Genomic DNA, 20,013 nt, shown 5'->3' with positions numbered 1-20,013 from the left:
GGTCAGGCAACCCATTCCCATGGCCGGGTGAATGATCCCAGCACTTTGCTGACATCGTCCTCGGAAGACCCGTTCGCGTCAAGCTGCGCGACAAGCCCCCGCTTTTTGTCGTCGGTCACAGAAACCACACGCGCCGCGACACCCGCCTTTTCCAAAGCTCCGTTATAGACACGCGTGATCGCCTGTTTGCGCAGTTCCGGCTTGAATACCTTGCCCACGGCAGTCTTTGGCAACTCGCCCAGGATGGTCATGTGCTTGGGCTGAGCCGCCCGTTCATGCACATGCACGTCGCAGTATTCCATCAGCTCTTTCTCGGTCACACTGGCCCCTTCGACCAGCTCGACAAAGGCGCAGGGCACCTCGCCCGCATAGGCATCCGGCTGACCAATCGCACCGGCAAAAGCCACAGCATCATGTCCCAGCAGCGCCTCTTCGATTTCGGCAGGATCGATATTGTGACCGCCTCGGATGATAAGGTCCTTGGCGCGGCCTGTGATCCACAAGTAACCATCTTCGTCAAACCGGCCCAGATCTCCTGTGCGCAGGTATTTCTCGAAATGATACAGGTTCTCGTTCTTGTCCGCTTCGGTATAGGTGTTGCCCGCAAAAACTCCGGGGTTCGAGATACAGATCTCGCCGATCTCGTTGGCGCCAGGTTCAACCGGTCCGTCGGGCCCATCCTGCAGAATTTTGACATCCGTATAGGGGAACGGAATCCCGATCGATCCGATCTTCTTCTCACCATCCACCGGGTTGCAGGACACCAGACAGGTCGCCTCGGTCAGGCCATACCCTTCGACGATGGTCACGCCAGTTGCCTCTTCGAACCGACGAAACAGCTCGACCGGCAAGGGGGCAGAGCCGGAGAAGGCCGTTTTGACGCTTGAGATATCGGCATCCACCGGGCGCTGCATCTTGGCGGCGATTGCTGTGGGCACGGTGATGATAAAGGTCACTTTCCAGCGTTCAATCAGCTTCCAGAAATTGTCGAACACCCCGTCGCCGCGATATCCTGCCGGCGTCGGGAACACCACATGCGCGCCCGAGGACACGGCGGCCATGACAATCACATGCACCGCAAAGACGTGGAACATCGGCAGCGGGCACATCACAACATCCTCTTCCGAGAAGAGCAGTGTGTCGCCCAGCCAGCCATTGTAGATCAGGCCCGAGTACTTGTGCTGCGCGACTTTGGGCATTCCGGTGGTGCCACCGGTGTGGAAATAGCAGGCAACGCGGTCTTCCTTGCTGTCTTCAAACGTCAGCGTGGTCGGCTGTTTTGCAAGTTCTGCGTTGAAATTCTTATAGTCCGCATGCGCCAGATGTTCCTTGTCACCCATCTTGGGGCGCAGGAATGGCACCAGCCACGACTTTGGCGGGGTCAGATAACTGTTCAGGTCGATTTCAAGAATCGTATTGACCTTGGGCGCATGGCGAACGGCTTCTTCCACCTTTTGCGCGACATCCGTCTTGGGAAAGGATTTGAGCGTCACAACCACCTTGGCGCCGGTCTCGCGCAGGATGGCCGAGATCTGCTCGGGCTCCAGCAGCGGATTGATTGGATTCACGATCCCCGCCACGGCACCACCCATCATGGTGATCAGCGTCTCGTTACAGTTGGGCAGGATGTAGGCCACCACATCCTTTTCACCGACACCCAATGACCGGAACAGGTTCGCCGCCTGATTGACCTTGCCCAGCAACTCGGACCATGTCAGCGTTTCGGCCTTGTCGGTGGGGCCGGACAACAGCTGAAAGCTGATTGCGTTGCTATTGGGGTATCTGCCAGCTGTCCGCGACAATAACTGGTGAAACGTTACCGGGACATCCCGGTCCGCCCACGGCATTTCCTGCTCAAGCTTTACCTTGTCGTCAATTCCCACAAAGGCCATGCGTTTCCTCCCTTTTGTCCCGCACGTCTCGCGAGCATTTCCCCAATAGGATGGGAGCAAATCCGCGCAGGTTCAAGCAACGGGTTAGTGGCCCGGGAAGCGAAAAACACAATTACGCTACGGAGGAAAGAAATTTCCCTTGCGTCAGGCTATTCGGCGGCAACACCGTCGGTGAACTGCAGACGCGCCAGACGGGCATACAACCCCCCCTGTGAAACAAGGTCGTCATGCGTGCCCTGTGCCACGATCTGACCCGCATCCATAACCACAATCCGGTCCGCCTTCTTCACGGTCGCCAGACGGTGGGCCACGATCAACGTGGTCCGCCCTGCCCGCATCTGATCCACGGCCCCCTGAACAGCCCGCTCGCTTTCCGCATCAAGCGCCGAGGTCGCCTCGTCCAGCAACAGCACAGGCGCGTCCCGCAAAATCGCGCGGGCGATGGCGATGCGCTGTTTCTGCCCGCCCGACAACATCACCCCCCGTTCACCGACGAAACTGTCATACCCTTCCGGCAAGGCCGAGATGAAATCATGCGCGGCGGCGGCGCGGGCAGCAGCTTCCACTTCGGCATCAGTGGCATCCAGACGACCGAACCGAATGTTCTCGCGCGCCGAGGTCGCAAAAATAGTCGGGTCCTGAGGGACAAGCGCCACGTGTCGGCGAAACTCGGCGCGATCGAGGTCACGCAGATTGATGCCGTCCAGACTGACCTGCCCGGAATCGGGATCGTAGAACCGCTGGATCATCTGAATGACAGTCGTCTTACCAGCCCCCGACGGGCCCACAAAGGCCACGGTTTCACCCGGGCTCACCTGAATCGACATGTGATCCAGCGCCACCACATCGGGGCGCGCGGGGTAATGGAAGGTCACGTCGTCAAACCGGATGTCACCCCGCACGGGGCTTGGCAACGCTTTGGAATGCGCGGGGTCGTTTACGGTATCCTGGGCATTCAGCAATTCCACCAATCGCTCGGTCGCACCGGCAGCTCGCTGCAGCTCACTCCAGATTTCCGACAGGGCCGCGACCGAGCCTGCCATGATGATCGAATATATCACGAACTGGATCAGAACGCCCTCGGTCATCACTCCGTTACGGACGTCGTTGGCCCCCATCCACAAAACACCCACGATCCCCGAGAACACCAGAAAGATCACGATCACCGTCAAGATGGCGCGCGTCTGGATGCGGCGCAGAGAAACTTCGTACGAAGTTTCTGTCATATCTCCGAACTGTTTGCGGCTTGCCTGTTCGTGGGTAAAGGCCTGAACCGTCTGCACCGCGCCCAACGCTTCGCCCGCGTTGCCCGACGAGGCGGCGATCCAGTCCTGATTTTCCCGGCTGATGACGCGCAGGCGGCGGCCCAGAACCAGAATTGGGACGATCACCAGCGGAATCAGCAACAACACCAGCCCGGTCAGCTTGGCCGACGTCAGCAGCATCAGAACCAGTCCGCCGAAGAACAGCAGCATATTGCGCAGCGCGATCGAGACCGATGATCCCAGCACAGATTGAATCAATGTGGTGTCCGTGGTGATCCGGCTCAGAACCTCTCCGGTCATGATACGTTCATAAAACTCGGGGCTCATCCCAATGACACGGTCAAACACGGCCTTACGGATATCGGCGACCACACGTTCGCCCAGCCGGGTGACCAACGCGTAGCGGATGCCGGTGCCGATGGCCAGAATCGCGGCAATTCCAAGCGCTGCCAGAAAGTACCAATCCAGCAATTCGCCGTCTTCGATCCGGAAATTATCGACCACACGGCGTACAGCCAATGGCAGGGTCAACGTCATGCTGGCAGTCAGGATCAGCGCCAGTGTGGCGCCGATCATCAGCAGCCGGTAAGGCTTCATAAACGGCCAAAGAGACGCCAAAACGCCGATTTTCTTGGACCGCGCGCGCTCTTCGGCGGCACCAGGCGCGGGTTTTGCTGATGGACTGGCTGAGGCGGTTCTTGCCATGACTGGCCCTTACGTCGTGTTCGCACTTGAGTGTCAGCTTCTTGACCTCCGCGACCCGCGCGGTCAAGCGCGTGGCACGAAATGGCACCCTTCAAGGGCCTTTTGACGCAGAATTTTCGGGCTGATCTGGAGCGGGCGGCGGGAATCGAACCCGCTTCATCAGCTTGGAAGGCTGAGGTAATAGCCAGTATACGACGCCCGCTCAGCGAGAGTGGTCTTAGAATACGTAAAGTAGATCGTCAAGCCGCGTTCGGGATCGAAAGAGTGCATTTTTACGGCCCCCTGCGGCGAGCGCCCACGGGGGTTTCGATACCTCATCACAAAATAGTTATCGACCGAGTTGCTGACGCAATCTGCACGGTCAGGATTGGCCGGTCGGACGGCTCGCCTCGGCTCTGCGCCCTATAAAAACCTTGATCAGCGCGGGATTGACCACAAGAATGAACGGGCGTGTGTACTGTCGTGATCATTCATCTACCTGTTAACCAACTGTCACATACGCCTCTTACATGCATTCCGTGAACTACCCTCTGAAAGCCAGGAGCCATCCATGAAAGACGTAGATCCAAACACCCTTTCCCCGGACGATTGGGACGAACTGCATTTTCCCCGTCCCGAAGAAAACGACTTTGACCGCGTTGTAGAAAGCGCCATCTCGCGTCGCGGTTTCCTTGCCGGCGTCGTTGCCTTTGGCTCGGGTGCTGCTGCGATGGGCACGGGTCTGCTGAGCTCGACCTCGGCACAGGCGGCAAATGCATCGCGCTTTGCGTTCACACCGATTGCGGCGCAAACCGATGGCACCGTTCACGTGCCGGAAGGGTACGAGTGGAAGATGCTCATGCGTTGGGGCGATCCGTTGTTTTCGGATGCAGACGGGTACGACGTCACCGATGGCGGGCCTGTCGAGAAGTCCGACCGCGTCTTTGGCGAAAACACCGACGGGATGGAGACCTTTTCCTTCCAGGGTCATGAACTGATCGCGATCAACCATGAATACCCGAACGGCAAGATCAACCTGCCTGCCGCGCAAGAAGGCGTTCCGGCCAATGCCGGTGACGTTCTGAAGCTGCAGAATCTTCAGGGTGTTACTGTTATGGAAATCACTGAGGGTGCCGAGGGTTGGTCCGTGGTCAAGGACAGCCCCTTCAACCGCCGTATTCACCACAACACGCCGATGACGCTTGTCGGCCCTGCGGCCGGTCACGATCTGCTCAAGACCGAAGCCGATCCGACGGGCACGTCTTCACTGGGCACCATGAACAACTGTGGTGCAGGCAAAACGCCCTGGGGAACCTACCTGACCTGCGAAGAGAACTTTAACGGCTATTTCGGCTCGTCGGACGAAAACGCCAGCTATGACCAAAAGGTTGCGGATGGCTTCAAACGATATGGTGTGAGAGCCGAAAGCTGGAATGGTTACGAACTGTTCGACCCCCGCTTCGACACCTCGAAAAACCCCAACGAGCCGCACCGGGTCGGATGGGTCGTCGAAATCGATCCGACCAAGCCCGACAGCACTCCGGTCAAGCACACCGGTCTGGGTCGTTTCAAACACGAAAATGCCGAGGTCACTTTGGCCGCCGATGGTCGTGTGGTCGTGTATATGGGCGACGATGAACGCGGCGAGTACCTGTATAAGTTCGTCTCGAACGGCACGTATCAGCCGGGCGCGGAAACTCAGAGCCTGCTGAATGACGGCACCTTGTATGTCGCCAAGTTCAACGACGACATGTCTGGCGAGTGGTTGGCGCTGACCCCTGAAACCACAGGCATGGACGCTGCAGACATTGCGGTCTTCACACGTATGGCGGCCTCGAAGGCCGGCGGCACCACCATGGACCGCCCCGAATGGGTTGCCTCCAGCCCGGTTGCGGTCGAGGCCTATTGCTGCCTGACCAACAACAAGAACCGGGGCGTGAAGCCCAACGCCGGTGGCGATGACACCTCGGCCAATGGTCCGAATCCGCGCGACGCCAACAATTACGGCCAGATCGTGCGCTGGCGGCCGGCAAATGACGATCACGCCGCGACCGGCTTTGACTGGGATTTGTATGTCATGGCGGGCAACCCGACCGTGCATTCCGATGCCAATGCCGGGTCCTCGAATGTGAACGAAGGCAACCTGTTCAACTCGCCCGACGGCATGGCCATCGACTCGACGGGTCTGGTCTGGATCCAAACGGACGGCAATGACGACAACGAGGAAGACTTTGCAGGCAACGGCAACAACCAGATGCTGGTTGGTGATCCGGTCACCGGCGAAATCGTGCGTTTCATGACCGGCCCGAATGGTTGTGAAGTGACCGGGCTTGCGTGGTCCAGCGACCTGCGCACCATGTTTGTCGGCATCCAGCACCCGGGCAGCAACTGGCCCGATGGCGGCACGCCACGCTCGGCCATCATCACGATCAAGCGCGCCGATAACGGTCTGGTCGGGTAAGAAAACACACCCAAAAGCCCCCGTCCTTTCTGGTTCGGGGGCTTTTTTGTCAAATATCCTCGCCGGGTATATCCAACGGCCCACCTGGGGCCATAAGGTGCCGTTCGGACAGCCAGGGATTCAATTCCAGGGCTTGTATCAGCGCATCGCGCGCCTCATCCAGCCGTTGAAGTCCCAGTAAGGTCAGCGCCCGACCGCTGATGGCTGCAACATGATCCGGTGACAGTTCGATTGCTTTGTCCAGATCCGGCAGGGCAGCGCCAAAATCCTTTTGCAGAAAATTCGCAAAGGCGCGTTGGTTGTATCCTTCTGCATAAGCCGGGCAATAGGCGATCAGCTTGTCAAAGTCTTCAACAGCGCCCGCAAAATCACCTGCTCTGAGGCGAGTAACCCCACGATCCAGGGCCTGTTGTGCATTGTCGTCCGGCGCATCGGTCCACAATTCCCACAGCTCGCTGGATAGAACACGCGCCGCCTGTTCATCTTCCGCACCTTGTATCCGCGCGATGATCTCGGACACCTGATCCGAGTGATCCGGCGCGGCAGGGCAGTCTGCGGCGACAGCAGGAACGCTGCATGCAGCACACAGACCAAAAGCGATGGCTACGATTTTCATGCACCTATGGTGGCCCGTCTCATCCTTTCGTCAACCCACCCCATCCAACGCACCGGACAAACCGGTTTCCTTCACCGCCTCCATCGCCACGAATGTTGAGGTGCTGGCCACATGCGGCAAGGACGAGAGCTTCTCGGCCAGAACCGCGCGGTATTCTGTCATCGAGCCGGTGCGAATTTTCAGCAAGTAGTCGAAATTTGACGCAATCATATGGGCTTGTTCGATCTCGGCGATTTTGCGGACCGCCGCGTTGAATTCGGCCAGCGCTTTCTCGCGCGTGTCCGTCAGGCGGACCTCGACAAAGGCGACGTGGTCAAGCCCAAGACGGATCGGATCAAGCAGCGCGCGATACCCGGTGATGATCCCTTCGACCTCCAGTCGTTTGACCCGCGCCTGCGTAGGGGATTTCGACAAGCCGATGCGCCGGGCCAGATCCGCGATCGGGATACGCCCCTCCTCGGACAGAATCGACAGGATCGCCTGATCAAACCGATCCAGATCGGGACAGTTCATTTGCATTTCAAAACCTCAAAACTTCAGGTCATTCGCCTTTCAATGCCTCAATGTAAGACGATTGTCCCTGAAAATCGACGATATACTCTCTGAAAGCCCGGAGGACACATGACACACTGCCTGCGCACCCATATCGACACCCAAACCTATGCGGATCAGTCCGACGTTCTGGATCATCTGATCACGCAGGCCAGCCTTTCCGACACGGACCGTACGGCGATCTGCGCGGCGGCGGCGCAATTGGTGCGCGATATCCGATCCAGCACATCGCCGGGCATGATGGAAGTTTTCCTGTCCGAATATGGCCTGTCGACCGACGAAGGCGTCGCCCTGATGTGTCTGGCCGAGGCGCTGCTGCGTGTCCCCGATGCCGACACCATCGACGCGCTGATCGAGGACAAGATCGCACCCTCTGATTGGGGCAGACATCTGGGTCAGTCTTCGTCCTCGCTGGTCAATGCCTCGACCTGGGCGCTGATGCTGACAGGCAAAGTACTGGACGAAGCCAAGTCCTCTCCGGTCAGCGCTCTGCGTGGCGCGATCAAGCGATTGGGCGAGCCGGTGATCCGCACCGCGGTTGCGCGCGCGATGAAGGAAATGGGCCGCCAGTTCGTTCTGGGCGAGACGATACACTCGGCCATGGACCGCGCTGCCGGGATGGAAACGAAGGGCTACACCTACTCCTACGACATGCTGGGCGAGGCCGCGCGCACCGAGGCGGATGCCGCCCGGTATCACCTGTCCTATTCCCGCGCCATTGCCGCCATCGCCGATGCGTGCACCCATGACGACATCCGCGCCAACCCGGGTATTTCCGTAAAACTGTCCGCCCTGCATGCCCGCTACGAACTTGCACAGGAACAACGGGTCATGGAGGAGCTTGTCCCGCGTCTGCGCGCGTTGTGCCTGCTGGCAAAGGCAGCCGGGATGGGGCTGAATGTCGATGCAGAAGAAGCTGATCGCCTGTCGCTTTCTCTGCAAGTGATCGAAGACGTTATGGCCGAACCCGCACTGGCAGGTTGGGACGGGTTCGGAATCGTGGTGCAGGCTTACGGCCCACGTGCCGGGATCGTGCTGGACTCGCTGTATGACATGGCCGAACGCCATGATCGCAAGCTGATGGTCCGGCTGGTCAAAGGGGCTTATTGGGACACCGAGATCAAGCGCGCGCAGGTCGAAGGCGTCGATGGTTTTCCGGTGTTCACCCGCAAGGCGGCGACCGATATTTCCTACATCGCAAATGCACGCAAACTGCTGAGCATGACCGACCGGATTTACCCCCAGTTTGCCACCCACAACGCCCATACGGTCAGCGCGATCCTTCACATGGCCGATGCGCAACCCTTCGAATTCCAGCGTCTGCACGGCATGGGCGAAACCTTGCATCAGCTGGTCAAGGCACAAGCCGGGACACGTTGTCGTATCTATGCGCCGGTGGGTGCGCATCGCGACCTGCTGGCTTATCTGGTGCGGCGTCTGTTGGAAAATGGCGCCAACTCGTCATTCGTGAATCAGATCGTGGACGAAGCAGTTCCGCCAGAGGAGGTGGCCGCCGATCCGTTCCGAACCATTCTCGAACCACCGCACCATTTGCCGACCGGTCCCCAGCTGTTCCAGCCCGAGCGCCCCAACTCGCGCGGTTTTGACCTGCGCCACACACCGACACTGGACCGGATCGATGCTGCGCGGGACGGGTTTCGTGCCCATCGCTGGAAAGCTCAACCGTTGTTGTCTGGCGCGCCGACGCCCGACGCTGATCACCCGGTGATAAACCCAGCCAACCCGCAGGACAGGCCCGGCGCAGTTGCCCCGGCCAGCGCGCAGGATTTGGAACTTGCGCTGGCCTCGGCCGCACCATGGCAAGCAGATGCAGCCCAGCGCGCGCGCGTTCTGAACACCGCAGCTGACCTTTACGAGGCGCATTTTGGCGAGATCTTTGCGCTTCTGGCCCGCGAGGCGGGGAAGTCCCTGCCGGATGCGGTGGCCGAGCTGCGCGAGGCGGTTGATTTCCTACGCTACTACGCGGCCAATATTCCCGACGCAAACCCGGCAGGCACGTTCACCTGCATCAGCCCGTGGAATTTTCCGCTAGCGATTTTCACCGGTCAGATTGCGGCCGCTCTGGCCACCGGCAACGCCGTTCTGGCCAAACCCGCGCCGCAAACACCTCTGATCGCGCATCGCGCGGTACAGTTGCTGCACGAAGCAGGCGTTCCGCGAGACGCGCTGCAACTGCTGCCCGGCGGGCCTGCGGTTGGGGCAGCGTTGACTTCAGACCCACGCGTGTCCGGCGTGGCGTTCACAGGTTCGACGGCCACTGCCCGGAAAATCCGAGCGGCGATGGCGGCCAACCTGGGACCCGGCACGCCCCTGATCGCCGAAACCGGCGGATTGAATGCCATGATCGTCGACAGCACAGCCCTGCCCGAACAGGCGGTTCAATCCATCATCGAAAGCGCGTTTCAATCGGCGGGTCAGCGATGCTCGGCGCTGCGCTGCCTTTACGTGCAAGAGGATATTGCAGACGACCTGCTGACGATGCTCATGGGGGCGATGGATGCGCTTCAGGTCGGCGAACCGTGGCTGATCTCGACCGATTGCGGACCGGTCATCGATCGGGACGCCTGGCAAGGCATCGCGGACCATATCTCAACAGCGCGGGCAGAGCGACGCGTTTTGAAAGAGATGCCATCCCCGCCCGAAGGCACGTTTGTCGTGCCGACTTTGATCGAAATCCCCGGCATCGCCGCGCTGGAGCGTGAGATTTTCGGTCCCGTCCTGCATGTCGCCCGGTTCAAAGCATCCGAGATTGATCAGGTGATTGCCGACATAAACGCCACAGGATTCGGCCTGACCTTCGGGCTGCACACCCGCATCGACGACCGCGTCCAGCACGTCACCGAGGCGGTTCACGCGGGCAACATCTATGTCAATCGCAACCAGATCGGGGCCATTGTGGGGTCACAACCCTTCGGGGGCGAAGGGCTGTCCGGCACCGGACCCAAGGCCGGCGGGCCGAACTATATGGCGCGGTTCTGCGCACCGGACCGGCAAACAACCGATGATAAATGGGAGACCACAATGCGGGATCTGCCTGCCCCGACTGGCGAACCTGCGGCCCCTCAATCGCGCTCACTTCCCGGGCCGACCGGCGAATCGAACCGGCTGAGCGAGGCTCCCCGCGCGCCCCTGCTGTGCTTGGGACCGGGACCGGACGCCACAAGTGCTCAGGCCGAGGCGGTCGAGGCCCTGGGCGGCACCGCCATACGGACGACCGGCGCGCTTGATCTGCACCGGCTGGAGAACGTGACCGGCATCTCAGCTGTGCTTTGGTGGGGCGATGACGCCACCGCGCGCGAGATCGAGCTGCATCTGGCCCGTCGGGCAGGACCGATCCTGCCGCTGGTTCCCGGACTGCCGGATCGCGCGCGCGTTCTGGGCGAGCGCCACGTATGCGTCGACACCACAGCCGCCGGTGGCAATGCCGCATTGTTGGGCGGTGCGGCGTAAACGGACCTTGACGCTGGGCCGCTGAACGCCCAGCGTCGCGCCATGTTTCCGATCCGTGATCATAACCCGTCAGGGCGCACGCCCTATGTCGTCTATCTGCTGCTTGCGGCGAACATCCTGATATTTCTCAGCTACGCTTTAGAGATGGGGAATGTGCGTCTGATCGGGTGGCTTTATGACAACTTTGCCGTCATCCCCGCGCGGATCACCGGCGGATACGCGTTCGAGACTCTGGTGACCTCAATGTTCCTGCATGGCGGGTGGATGCATCTGGCCGGAAACATGCTATTTCTGTGGATTTTCGGCGACAACCTGGAAGATGAGATGGGCCACCTGCCCTTCCTGTTGTTCTATCTTGTGGCCGGGATCGGAGCGGGGCTGATTCACGTGGTCACAGGACCACATTCGACGGTCCCCACCATTGGTGCATCCGGGGCAATTGCCGGGGTGATGGGCGGCTATCTGTTGCTGTTTCCGAAGGCGCGCGTGGATATCCTGTTGATCCTGATCGTTTACTTCCGCATCTTTACCATTCCGGCCTTTATCATGCTGGGCGTCTGGCTGGGTATGCAGTTCTTTGGCAGTCTGGCCAGCGACCCAGATCAGGGCGGCGTGGCCTATTGGGCGCATACGGGTGGGTTCTTTGTCGGCCTGATCCTATGCATCCCGCTGTGGCTGCGACGCGGCGGTGTCAACTATTGGAGCCGAACCCGCGGGCATCCGCCCCATCCCGAACACAAATACAAGCTGTCACATTCCCGCATCCCCCGCGTACCCCGTCGGTAACAGCCCACCGCTGAGCCGCGTGATCTCTTGCGCGGCAGTTGATACCAAAGCGCCCAGTTCCTCAGCCCGATCCGACCCAAAGCGGACCGTTGGGCCGGACACGGAAATCCCCGCGCGCGGTTCTGCCCTGTCATTGAAAATCGCCGCGCCGATACAGGACATACCCTGATACCGCTCTTCGCGGTCATGAGACCACCCGCGCGCTCGGCTCTGGGCCAGGTCGCGCTGCAACGCCGCGCCCGGAACCAGCGTGTGTTCGGTGAATGCCCTTGGCTCGGTCATGCGCAGCGCTTTGGTTTGGGCGTCCTGTGTCATCGCCGCCAGTATCGCCTTGCCCGTTCCCGACGCATACATCGGCGTCCGGGCTCCCGGCGGGAAAAACGCGCGGATCGGGTTCGTCGTCTCGACCTGACCGACAAATACCACCTCGGCCCCATCAGGTACCGCCAGATTGGCGGTTTCACCACTCTCCTGCATCAGCCGCCGCAGGACGGGACGCCCCACCTCAATCACATTGTTATGCCGCAGGAACGATGCCCCGGTGCGATAGGCCTCGATCCCGATCATCCAATCCTGACGCTCTTCGTCGAAGGACACAAATCCATGCTTCTGCAAGGTCACCAGAATGCGGTGCGTGGTCGCCGTGGGCACATCCACCTCGCGCGCCAGATCGCTGAGTGCGGTGCGATCCAGACGGGCGACGGTGGTCAGAACGCCCAACGCGCGATCCAGCGATTGCATGGTCCCGGCCGAGCTTTCCTTGAACAGGGATTTGGGTCTGCCGCGCGGCCTTTTTGTTGGTTCCATCGGTCATCTGCCCCTTTTGTCCGAGAGAGTTTTTCGGTTTGCACTTTTTGTTTGAACAAGAATGAAAAACGGAAAATGCCCTGAAATCATGATCCTAATAATTAAATTACAAAAATGAAAACATTTTTCAAGAAAATTGCATCTCGACGCGCGATCACGGACACTGATCCAAAGCGGAGGAACTTGCGATGTCCAATCAAAACCCGGTCTTCATTCCCGGTCCCACCAACATCCCTGACAGATTGCGACTGGCCATGCAGGTCCAGACACAGGACCACCGCGCGCCCGATTTCGTTGAAACCTTTGCCCCGGTCCTGGAAGACACAAAGGCGGTGTTTGGCACTACCCAAGGTCAGATCATCACTTTCCCCTCCAGCGGCACCGGCGGATGGGAGGCTGCCATCACCAACACACTCAGCCCCGGCGACACAGTACTGGTGGCCCGGTACGGTGTATTCAGCCACCGTTGGATCGATATGTGTCAGCGTCACGGTCTGGACGTGCGGATCGTCGATTGTCCCTGGGGAAGCGGCGCACCTGCGGACCAGTTTCAGGCTATCCTGACCGAGGACACAACGCATAGCATTCGCGCTGTTCTGGTCACCCACAATGAAACCGCGACAGGCGTGTGTTCGGACATCAACGCGGTACGACAGGCCATGACTGCAGCGGACCACCCGGCGATGCTGTTCGTGGATTGTGTCAGTTCTCTGGCCTCCATGCCGTTCGAGTTTGACCGGTGGGGCGTGGATATCGCGGTGTCGGGGTCGCAAAAGGGCTTCATGCTGGCCACTGGCATGGCGATCCTGTGCGTCAGCCCCAAGGCATTGGATGCGATGGAGGCAGCAAAACTGCAGCGCACCTTCTTTGATTTCCGCGACATGATGGCCGCCAACACCTCGGGCGGGTTTCCCTACACCCCACCGCTGCAACTGATCTATGGGATGCGCGAAAGCCTGAAGATGCTGTTCGAGGAAGGGTTGGACGCCGTCTATGCCCGCCATCACCGGCTGGCCGAAGGCGTCCGCCGTGCGGTTGCGGCCTGGGGGCTGGAGTTGGTCGCGGACGCGCCGGATCTCTACTCGGACACCGTCAGCGCGATCTATGTACCCGACGGGTTTGACAGCAACGTGCTGACCGATCACGCCTTTAACGCCTACGGTGTGTCCTTTGGCATCGGGCTGGGCCAGTTGAACGGCAAGGCCTTCCGGATCGGGCATCTGGGCAGTCTGACGGATGTCATGGTTCTGTCCGGACTGAGCGCCATTGAGATGGCGATGGCCGATCTGAACTATCCCATCACACTGGGCAGCGGTGTGGCCGCGGCGCAGGAATATTATCGCACCGGTCCGTCCGACCGGGCCAAAGCCGCAGCATGAGGAAGGTGAATATGTTGGATCATACCCCAGCCGACCAGCTGACGATTGCGGATATGCGTGCCGCGCATGACCGGATCAGACCGCATATCAGGCGCACGCCTGTCATGGTATCGGATTATTTGAACCAGATGACCGGAGCGCAGTTGTTTTTCAAATGTGAAAACTTTCAGGAGGCCGGCGCCTTCAAGGTCCGGGGGGCCTGCAACGCCGTGCTCGGTCTGGACGACGCCAAGGCGGCCAAAGGTGTGTGTACCCATTCCAGCGGCAACCACGCGCTGTCCCTGTCTTACGCCGCTGGCCGTCGCGGCATCCCTTGCAACGTGGTCATGCCGCGCACTGCGCCTCAGGCCAAGAAAGACGCCGTGCGCCGTTATGGCGGCATCATCACAGAGTGCGAACCATCGACCTCGTCCCGCGAGGCCACGTTTGCCGATGTGCAGGCTAGGACCGGCGGGGAGTTTGTGCATCCTTATAACGATCTCAGAGTGATTGCAGGGCAGGCCACCTGTTCGGCAGAGCTTTTGGAGCAAACCGGCGGGCTGGATGCGGTGATCGCCCCGATCGGCGGCGGCGGCATGGTCTCGGGCACCTGTTTGACGGTCTCGAATCTGGCCCCGGAAACGGCGATCTATGCGGCTGAACCGGAACAGGCCGACGACGCGTATCGCTCGTTCAAGGCTGGGCATATCATCGCCGATGACGCACCCAAAACCATCGCCGACGGGTTGCTGGTGCCTTTGAAAGAGAACACATGGCATTTCGTCTCAAACCATGTGACCGACATATTCACCGCCTCAGACGCCGAGATCATCGCGGCGATGAAGCTGGTGTGGAAACATCTGCGCGTGGTGAGTGAGCCATCCTCGGCGGTGCCTCTGGCGACAATTCTGAAAAACCCGGACGTGTTTCGGGGCAAACGCGTCGGCGTTATCGTGACCGGCGGCAATGTGGATCTGGATAAGCTGCCCTGGATGGCAGCCGCAGGAGAAACAACATGAATAAATCAGCAAATTTCCACGGGCTTGAAGTCGGCTTTGACATCCCCGCCAGCATCGGCATGAAGGAAAGCGACATTCAGACCCCCTGTCTGATCCTTGATCTGGACGCGCTGGAGCGGAATATCAAGAAGATGGGCGACTATGCCAAAGCCCACGGGATGCGCCACCGGGTCCATGGGAAGATGCACAAATCCGTCGATGTCGCGAAGCTGCAGGAACAATTGGGCGGCGCGGTTGGAGTATGCTGCCAGAAAGTGTCAGAGGCCGAGGTGTTTGCCCGCGGTGGTATTCAGGACATTCTGGTCTCAAACCAGGTGCGCGACCCGGCCAAGATCGACCGTCTGGCGCGTCTGCCCCTGCTGGGTGCGCGCACTATCGTTTGCGTGGATGATGTGGACAATGTCGCTGACCTGTCTGAAGCGGCGGTTCGGCATGACACCAAGTTTGAGGTGCTTGTGGAAATTGACTGCGGTGCCGGTCGCTGCGGTGTGACGACCACGTCTGTTGTCATCGAAATCGCCAAGGCAGTTGTGGCCGCACCCAATCTGAAGTTCACCGGTATCCAGGCGTATCAGGGCGCGATGCAGCATCTCGACAGCTACGAGGCGCGGAAAGAGAAGCTCGATACCGCCATCGCGATGGTGCAAGACGCGGTGGACGGGCTGGAATCGGAAGGCATCAAATGCAAACTGGTCTCGGGCGGTGGCACGGGGTCGTATTATTTCGAAAGTAACTCGGGCGTTTACAATGAACTGCAATGCGGCTCTTACGCCTTCATGGATGCGGATTACGGGCGTATTCTGGACAAGGACGGAAAGCGGATCGATCAGGGAGAATGGGAAAACGCCCTGTTCATCCTGACCAGTGTCATGAGCCATGCCAAGCCCGACAAGGCAATTTGTGACGCCGGGCTCAAGGCGCAATCGGTCGATAGCGGCCTGCCGTTCATCTTCGGGCGCGACGACGTGGAATACCTCAAATGCTCGGACGAGCATGGTGTGATCGGCGACCCGGATGGCGTGCTGAAGGTCAACGACAAGCTGCGGCTGGTGCCCGGACATTGTGATCCCACCTGCAATGTCCACGACTGGTATGTCGGCGTGCGGAACGGCAAGGTTGAAACCCTGTGGCCGGTCTCGGCTCGCGGCAAGGCTTACTGAGCTATGAGGGATGCTATGGCAACGCAAGAGGGCCTGCTGATTGTAGGCGAAGACCTGTGCGAACAGCTGGTCGGACGGGAGCAAGCTTTTGACGCGGTGCAGGCGGTGTTCGGCGCGATGGCGCGCGGCGGGGCCCGGAACTTTCCCGTCATCCGCGAGGCTCTGGGCCATGCCGATGCGCTTTACGGGTTCAAATCGGGCTTTGACAACGATGGGCAGGTGCTGGGCGTCAAATCAGGCGGGTATTGGCCGGGCAATATGGATCGCGGCCTGACCAACCATCAATCTACCGTGTTTCTGTTTGATCCCGACAGCGGGCGTTTGTCTGCCTTGGTCGGGGGCAACTACCTGACGGCATTGCGGACAGCTGCGTCTTCGGCGGTGTCGATTGCGCATCTGGCGCGCGCGGGTGCCAAAGTTCTGGGCATGGTCGGTGCCGGGCATCAATCGACGTTTCAACTGCGCGCCGCCGCCGAGCAGCGCGCATTCGAAAAGGTCATCGCCTGGAACCCGCACCCCGAGATGCTGCCCCGTCTGGCGGCTGTTGCAGAAGAGATCGGCCTGGGGTTCGAGGCAGTCACCCCGCAGGAACTGGGCGCGCAGGCGGATGTGATCATAACCATCACCTCGGCCTTTGAACCGCTGTTGATGAAAGACTGGATCAAACCCGGCACGCATCTGGCCTGCATGGGAACCGATACTAAGGGCAAGCAAGAGGTCGACCCGGCGCTGGTCGCCGCGGCCAGCGTATTTACCGATGAGGTCGCGCAATCCGTCACCATTGGCGAAGCCCAGCATGCCGTCGCTGACAGTTCGCTGACCGAGGAGCAGATTACCCCCGTCGGTGCCGTGATCAACGGTGACCATCCCGGACGGATTTCCGAGGATCAGATCACCTTGTTTGACGGCACAGGTGTCGGGTTACAGGATCTTGCGGTTGCAGCCGTCGCGGCACGGCTGGCTGACGAGGCCGGGCTGGCGCAGCGGGCAATGCTCTGAGCTAAAAAAGCGCCTCGGACGGGGCGCGCTTGTGTGGTTCTCGACTGGAAATCAGTTGCGGATAACTTTGGCGAACTGGTCAAAGATCGGCTCGTTCGAACATAGCACGTTGCCGTCTTCCAGCACGTTGCCTTCGGAGTTCACGGACTGCACAAAGCCTCCGGCCTCTTTCACGATGATGATCCCCGCGGCGATGTCCCAGGCATTCAGACGGCGTTCCCAGTACCCTTCGTAACGACCGGCGGCCACATAGGCCATATCCAGCGCCGCAGCACCCCAGCGACGCACACCGGCACATGCTGGCATTAGACGCGCGAGGTCCTGCAACACTTCGGGCAGGTCCGGACGGCCACCAAAAGGCAGTCCGGTTGCAAAGATCGATTCGATCATGCGGTGACGACCCGAAACGCGAATGCGGGTGTCGTTCATCCACGCGCCTTCGCCCTTTTCGGCAAAGAACATCTCGTCCTTGGCGGGGTCATAGATCACCCCGGCAACGATCTTGCCCTTGTGTTCCAGCGCAATCGAGATCGCCCAATGCGGCAGACCGTGCAGAAAGTTGGTGGTGCCGTCCAACGGATCGACAATCCAGCGCCGGGTCGGGTCTTCGCCGTCCTGACCACCGCCCTCTTCGCCCAGCCAGCCATAGGTCGGGCGGGCGCCCAGCAGTTCCTCTTTCAGGATTTCTTCGGCGGCGATATCGGCCTTGGAAACGAAATCGCCCGCGCCCTTCATTGACACCTGCAGGTTCTCGACTTCACGAAAGTCCTTGACCAGCGACCGCCCCGCCTTGCGCGCGGCTTTGATCATGATGTTGAGATTTGCACTGCCAACCATTTTCCATAGGCTCCTGTCCGGTCAAACCGCGCGTATACTGGGGCAATGCAGCCTTGCCAAGAGGAATGATGCGCATGGCAGCCCTGCGCGTTGCGCTATTCTTCCTGCAGCTTGCGTGCCTCGGTTCCCGCCAGTTCGATTAGCTCCTGAACAAAGGGTTTTTCCAGATCCTCGCGACGCACCGCCGCATAGAGGCTACGGGTGACCCCGTCCTTTGTCAGCGGACGTGTCACATAGTCCGAGTTGTATTTGACCTCGCGCACAACCCAATCCGGCAGAACAGATATACCCCGGTTCGAGGCGACTAGCAGCAGGATCACAGCCGTCAGCTCAACCTGCCGAATTGCAGCAGGTTCGACTCGCGCGGGGATCAGCAACTGACTGAAGACGTCCAGACGCGTCCGTTCAACGGGATATGTGATCAATGTCTGACCGCGAAAATCCTCGGCTTCGATAAACTCCTTTTGCGCCAGCGGATGCGCCGAGGCCGCCACGAACACAGCGTCATAGTCAAAAAGCTTGATGAACTCGACCCCAGGCAGGTCTTCTGGGTCGGACGAGACAACCAGATCAACCTCTTCCTTCTGCAAAGCGGGCAGCGCATCAAAGGCAAGGCCCGGCCGGATATCCACATCCACATCCCCCCAGGACTTGCGGAAGGATTCGAGAACCGGAAACAACCATTCGAAACAAGCGTGGCATTCAATCGCAATATGCATCCGGCCCGTGCGCCCGTCCCGCAGCGATGAAAACTCCTGCTGCGCTGCTTCAACCTGTGGCAGAATCTGTTCCGCCAGCCGCAACAAGCGCAAACCCGCTGCCGACAGCTTCATCGGTTTCGAGCGGCGCAAAAACAGCTCGACTCCGGCCTGATCCTCAAGCCCCTTGATCTGATGGCTCAGCGCGGACTGGGTGATGTTCAACTGGTCCGCCGCGCGCGCCAGACCGCCGCATTCATGAATGGCTTTGATCGTGCGGAGATGGCGGAATTCGATGTGCATTTAATTGAACTCATGTTGTTCTTGAAGAATATGAGTTTGTCTCACAATGGATCGAATGGCACAAGAGGACATATTCAAATTCGAGAGGCGACGATGTCCAAACCTGAAATTTCATTTGAGTTCTTTCCCCCAAAGACGCTCGAGGCCTCGTTTCGCCTGTGGGATACAGTGCAGACCCTGGCCCCGCTGGAGCCCCGTTTTGTGTCGGTGACCTACGGGGCTGGTGGCACCACCCGCGAACTGACACGCGAGGCGGTGGCGACCCTGCACAAATCCTCGGGCTTGCCGGTTGCGGCGCACCTGACCTGCGTCGATGCAACCCGCGAAGAAACACTAGAAATCGCGGACACGTTTGCGAAAGCCGGAGTTCGCGACATCGTGGCCCTGCGCGGTGATCCACCAAAGGGTGAAGACCGTTTTGCTCCCCATCCCGATGGCTTTGCCAGTTCGGTCGAACTGATCTCGGCGCTGGCGGAAACCGGGCAATTCAACATCCGCGTCGGTGCTTATCCCGACATTCACCCCGAGGCCCAAAACGCGCGTACCGATGTGGATTGGCTGAAAGCAAAGCTGGACGCGGGCGCAGACGAAGCCCTGACCCAGTTCTTTTTCGAGGCCGAAACCTTCTTTCGCTTCCGCGACGCCTGCGAAAAGGCCGGGATCGACAAGCCGATCGTGCCGGGCATCCTGCCGATTGAAAACTGGAAAGGCGCCCGCAACTTTGCCCGGCGCTGTGGCACCCGAATCCCCGACTGGGTCGAAAATGCCTTTGACAAGGCGCTGCGCGATGATCGCGAAGAACTGCTGGCAACTGCACTTTGCACCGAGCTCTGCTCGGACCTGATTGAGGGCGGAGTGGACAAGCTGCATTTTTACACGCTCAACCGCCCCGAACTTACGCGGGACGTGTGTTTTGCGCTGGGCATCACCCCACGCGCCGAATTGCAGAACGTCGCCTGACATAAAGGCCTTCGGGAACGTTTTTTCCCGAAGGCCGAACCCGACAGGGGCGGCCCTGCGCAACATTTCCCCATTCCGCAACAATTTTTGCCCGCGCTTCGACACTGTACACGCGAGCGCGCCCAATTCCCGGTGAAATTTGACA

The 20,013-nt window shown here is 59.8% G+C and carries 15 protein-coding genes and 1 tRNA gene; 8 read left to right on the top strand and 8 right to left on the bottom strand.

Annotated features, from left to right (window positions below; genetic code table 11):
- Positions 1–2 precede the first annotated feature (2 nt).
- The 3 genes from ACR0K4_RS03650 to ACR0K4_RS03640 all read right to left on the bottom strand — a co-directional run bounded on the left by ACR0K4_RS03650 (position 3) and on the right by ACR0K4_RS03640 (position 4,064).
- Entirely contained in the window at positions 3–1,892 is a 1,890-nt protein-coding gene (locus tag ACR0K4_RS03650) for an acyl-CoA synthetase (RefSeq protein WP_480852852.1), read from the bottom strand.
- A gap of 149 nt (positions 1,893–2,041) precedes the next feature.
- Positions 2,042–3,862, bottom strand: coding sequence for an ABC transporter transmembrane domain-containing protein (locus ACR0K4_RS03645; protein ID WP_480852851.1), 1,821 nt, complete (start codon positions 3,860–3,862; stop codon positions 2,042–2,044).
- Positions 3,863–3,989: 127 nt separating this feature from the next.
- Positions 3,990–4,064: transfer RNA gene (locus ACR0K4_RS03640), tRNA-Gly, on the bottom strand.
- Positions 4,065–4,412: 348 nt separating this feature from the next.
- On the opposite strand from ACR0K4_RS03640, the gene ACR0K4_RS03635 reads away from it, so the two are divergent.
- Positions 4,413–6,302 (top strand): PhoX family protein, encoded by a 1,890-nt coding sequence (locus tag ACR0K4_RS03635; protein WP_480852850.1) that lies wholly within the window; start codon positions 4,413–4,415, stop codon positions 6,300–6,302.
- A gap of 49 nt (positions 6,303–6,351) precedes the next feature.
- On the opposite strand, the gene ACR0K4_RS03630 is transcribed toward ACR0K4_RS03635, so the two are convergent.
- Positions 6,352–6,918 carry a tetratricopeptide repeat protein gene (locus tag ACR0K4_RS03630; RefSeq protein ID WP_480852849.1) on the bottom strand — a complete coding sequence of 189 codons (567 nt, stop codon included), beginning with the start codon at positions 6,916–6,918 and terminating at the stop codon, positions 6,352–6,354.
- Between the two features lie 30 nt (positions 6,919–6,948).
- Complete coding sequence (locus ACR0K4_RS03625; RefSeq protein WP_480852848.1) at positions 6,949–7,437, bottom strand: Lrp/AsnC family transcriptional regulator; 489 nt, start codon at positions 7,435–7,437, stop codon at positions 6,949–6,951.
- Between the two features lie 102 nt (positions 7,438–7,539).
- On the opposite strand from ACR0K4_RS03625, the gene putA reads away from it, so the two are divergent.
- Together putA and ACR0K4_RS03615 are read left to right on the top strand one after the other, a co-directional pair.
- Positions 7,540–10,941: a bifunctional proline dehydrogenase/L-glutamate gamma-semialdehyde dehydrogenase PutA gene (gene putA / locus ACR0K4_RS03620; protein ID WP_480852847.1), complete on the top strand. Its 3,402-nt coding sequence runs from the start codon at positions 7,540–7,542 to the stop codon at positions 10,939–10,941.
- A 42-nt stretch (positions 10,942–10,983) separates the two neighbouring features.
- Complete coding sequence (locus ACR0K4_RS03615; protein ID WP_480852846.1) at positions 10,984–11,727, top strand: rhomboid family intramembrane serine protease; 744 nt, start codon at positions 10,984–10,986, stop codon at positions 11,725–11,727.
- On the opposite strand, the gene ACR0K4_RS03610 is transcribed toward ACR0K4_RS03615, so the two are convergent.
- The gene (locus tag ACR0K4_RS03610; protein ID WP_480852844.1) at positions 11,692–12,534 is read right to left on the bottom strand and encodes an IclR family transcriptional regulator; all 843 of its coding nucleotides are present in this window, start codon (positions 12,532–12,534) and stop codon (positions 11,692–11,694) included. The two genes, ACR0K4_RS03615 and ACR0K4_RS03610, sit on opposite strands and share 36 nt — an antisense overlap.
- Positions 12,535–12,722: 188 nt before the next feature.
- Here ACR0K4_RS03610 and bhcA point away from each other — a divergent pair, with 188 nt between their 5' ends.
- Genes bhcA through bhcD form a run of 4 tightly spaced genes read left to right on the top strand, consistent with a single transcriptional unit; the run spans position 12,723 to position 17,070 of the window.
- Positions 12,723–13,913 carry an L-aspartate--glyoxylate aminotransferase BhcA gene (gene bhcA / locus ACR0K4_RS03605; protein ID WP_480852843.1) on the top strand — a complete coding sequence of 397 codons (1,191 nt, stop codon included), beginning with the start codon at positions 12,723–12,725 and terminating at the stop codon, positions 13,911–13,913.
- Positions 13,914–13,924: 11 nt separating this feature from the next.
- A complete protein-coding gene (gene bhcB, locus ACR0K4_RS03600) occupies positions 13,925–14,911 on the top strand; it encodes a beta-hydroxyaspartate dehydratase BhcB (RefSeq protein ID WP_480852841.1) in 987 nt (328 codons plus the stop codon).
- On the top strand, positions 14,908–16,071 hold the full coding sequence (gene bhcC / locus ACR0K4_RS03595) for a 3-hydroxy-D-aspartate aldolase BhcC (RefSeq protein ID WP_480852840.1): 1,164 nt from the start codon (positions 14,908–14,910) through the stop codon (positions 16,069–16,071). The genes bhcB and bhcC overlap by 4 nt, the downstream gene beginning before the upstream one ends.
- Positions 16,072–16,086: 15 nt before the next feature.
- Positions 16,087–17,070: an iminosuccinate reductase BhcD gene (gene bhcD, locus ACR0K4_RS03590; RefSeq protein ID WP_480852839.1), complete on the top strand. Its 984-nt coding sequence runs from the start codon at positions 16,087–16,089 to the stop codon at positions 17,068–17,070.
- A 51-nt stretch (positions 17,071–17,121) separates the two neighbouring features.
- Here bhcD and ACR0K4_RS03585 read toward each other — a convergent pair whose 3' ends face one another.
- Positions 17,122–17,907 carry an inositol monophosphatase family protein gene (locus ACR0K4_RS03585; RefSeq protein ID WP_480521415.1) on the bottom strand — a complete coding sequence of 262 codons (786 nt, stop codon included), beginning with the start codon at positions 17,905–17,907 and terminating at the stop codon, positions 17,122–17,124.
- 95 nt (positions 17,908–18,002) lie between these two features.
- Complete coding sequence (locus ACR0K4_RS03580) at positions 18,003–18,908, bottom strand: LysR family transcriptional regulator (RefSeq protein ID WP_480852838.1); 906 nt, start codon at positions 18,906–18,908, stop codon at positions 18,003–18,005.
- 93 nt (positions 18,909–19,001) lie between these two features.
- On the opposite strand from ACR0K4_RS03580, the gene metF reads away from it, so the two are divergent.
- Positions 19,002–19,868 carry a methylenetetrahydrofolate reductase [NAD(P)H] gene (gene metF, locus ACR0K4_RS03575; RefSeq protein WP_480521419.1) on the top strand — a complete coding sequence of 289 codons (867 nt, stop codon included), beginning with the start codon at positions 19,002–19,004 and terminating at the stop codon, positions 19,866–19,868.
- The last annotated feature ends 145 nt before the right edge of the window (positions 19,869–20,013 follow it).

Source organism: Ruegeria sp. K11, from assembly GCF_056531905.1.
Note: the sequence above shows the minus strand (reverse complement) of the source record. Positions and strands in the feature narration are given on the sequence as shown.

What these genes read in the sequence shown, in the direction of transcription:
- ACR0K4_RS03650 (WP_480852852.1), bottom strand. Translation starts at nt 1,892, where the DNA reads ATGGCCTTTGTGGGAATTGACGACAAGGTAAAGCTTGAGCAGGAAATG.
- ACR0K4_RS03645 (WP_480852851.1), bottom strand. Translation starts at nt 3,862, where the DNA reads ATGGCAAGAACCGCCTCAGCCAGTCCATCAGCAAAACCCGCGCCTGGT.
- ACR0K4_RS03635 (WP_480852850.1), top strand. Translation starts at nt 4,413, where the DNA reads ATGAAAGACGTAGATCCAAACACCCTTTCCCCGGACGATTGGGACGAA.
- ACR0K4_RS03630 (WP_480852849.1), bottom strand. Translation starts at nt 6,918, where the DNA reads ATGAAAATCGTAGCCATCGCTTTTGGTCTGTGTGCTGCATGCAGCGTT.
- ACR0K4_RS03625 (WP_480852848.1), bottom strand. Translation starts at nt 7,437, where the DNA reads ATGCAAATGAACTGTCCCGATCTGGATCGGTTTGATCAGGCGATCCTG.
- putA (WP_480852847.1), top strand. Translation starts at nt 7,540, where the DNA reads ATGACACACTGCCTGCGCACCCATATCGACACCCAAACCTATGCGGAT.
- ACR0K4_RS03615 (WP_480852846.1), top strand. Translation starts at nt 10,984, where the DNA reads ATGTTTCCGATCCGTGATCATAACCCGTCAGGGCGCACGCCCTATGTC.
- ACR0K4_RS03610 (WP_480852844.1), bottom strand. Translation starts at nt 12,534, where the DNA reads ATGGAACCAACAAAAAGGCCGCGCGGCAGACCCAAATCCCTGTTCAAG.
- bhcA (WP_480852843.1), top strand. Translation starts at nt 12,723, where the DNA reads ATGTCCAATCAAAACCCGGTCTTCATTCCCGGTCCCACCAACATCCCT.
- bhcB (WP_480852841.1), top strand. Translation starts at nt 13,925, where the DNA reads ATGTTGGATCATACCCCAGCCGACCAGCTGACGATTGCGGATATGCGT.
- bhcC (WP_480852840.1), top strand. Translation starts at nt 14,908, where the DNA reads ATGAATAAATCAGCAAATTTCCACGGGCTTGAAGTCGGCTTTGACATC.
- bhcD (WP_480852839.1), top strand. Translation starts at nt 16,087, where the DNA reads ATGGCAACGCAAGAGGGCCTGCTGATTGTAGGCGAAGACCTGTGCGAA.
- ACR0K4_RS03585 (WP_480521415.1), bottom strand. Translation starts at nt 17,907, where the DNA reads ATGGTTGGCAGTGCAAATCTCAACATCATGATCAAAGCCGCGCGCAAG.
- ACR0K4_RS03580 (WP_480852838.1), bottom strand. Translation starts at nt 18,908, where the DNA reads ATGCACATCGAATTCCGCCATCTCCGCACGATCAAAGCCATTCATGAA.
- metF (WP_480521419.1), top strand. Translation starts at nt 19,002, where the DNA reads ATGTCCAAACCTGAAATTTCATTTGAGTTCTTTCCCCCAAAGACGCTC.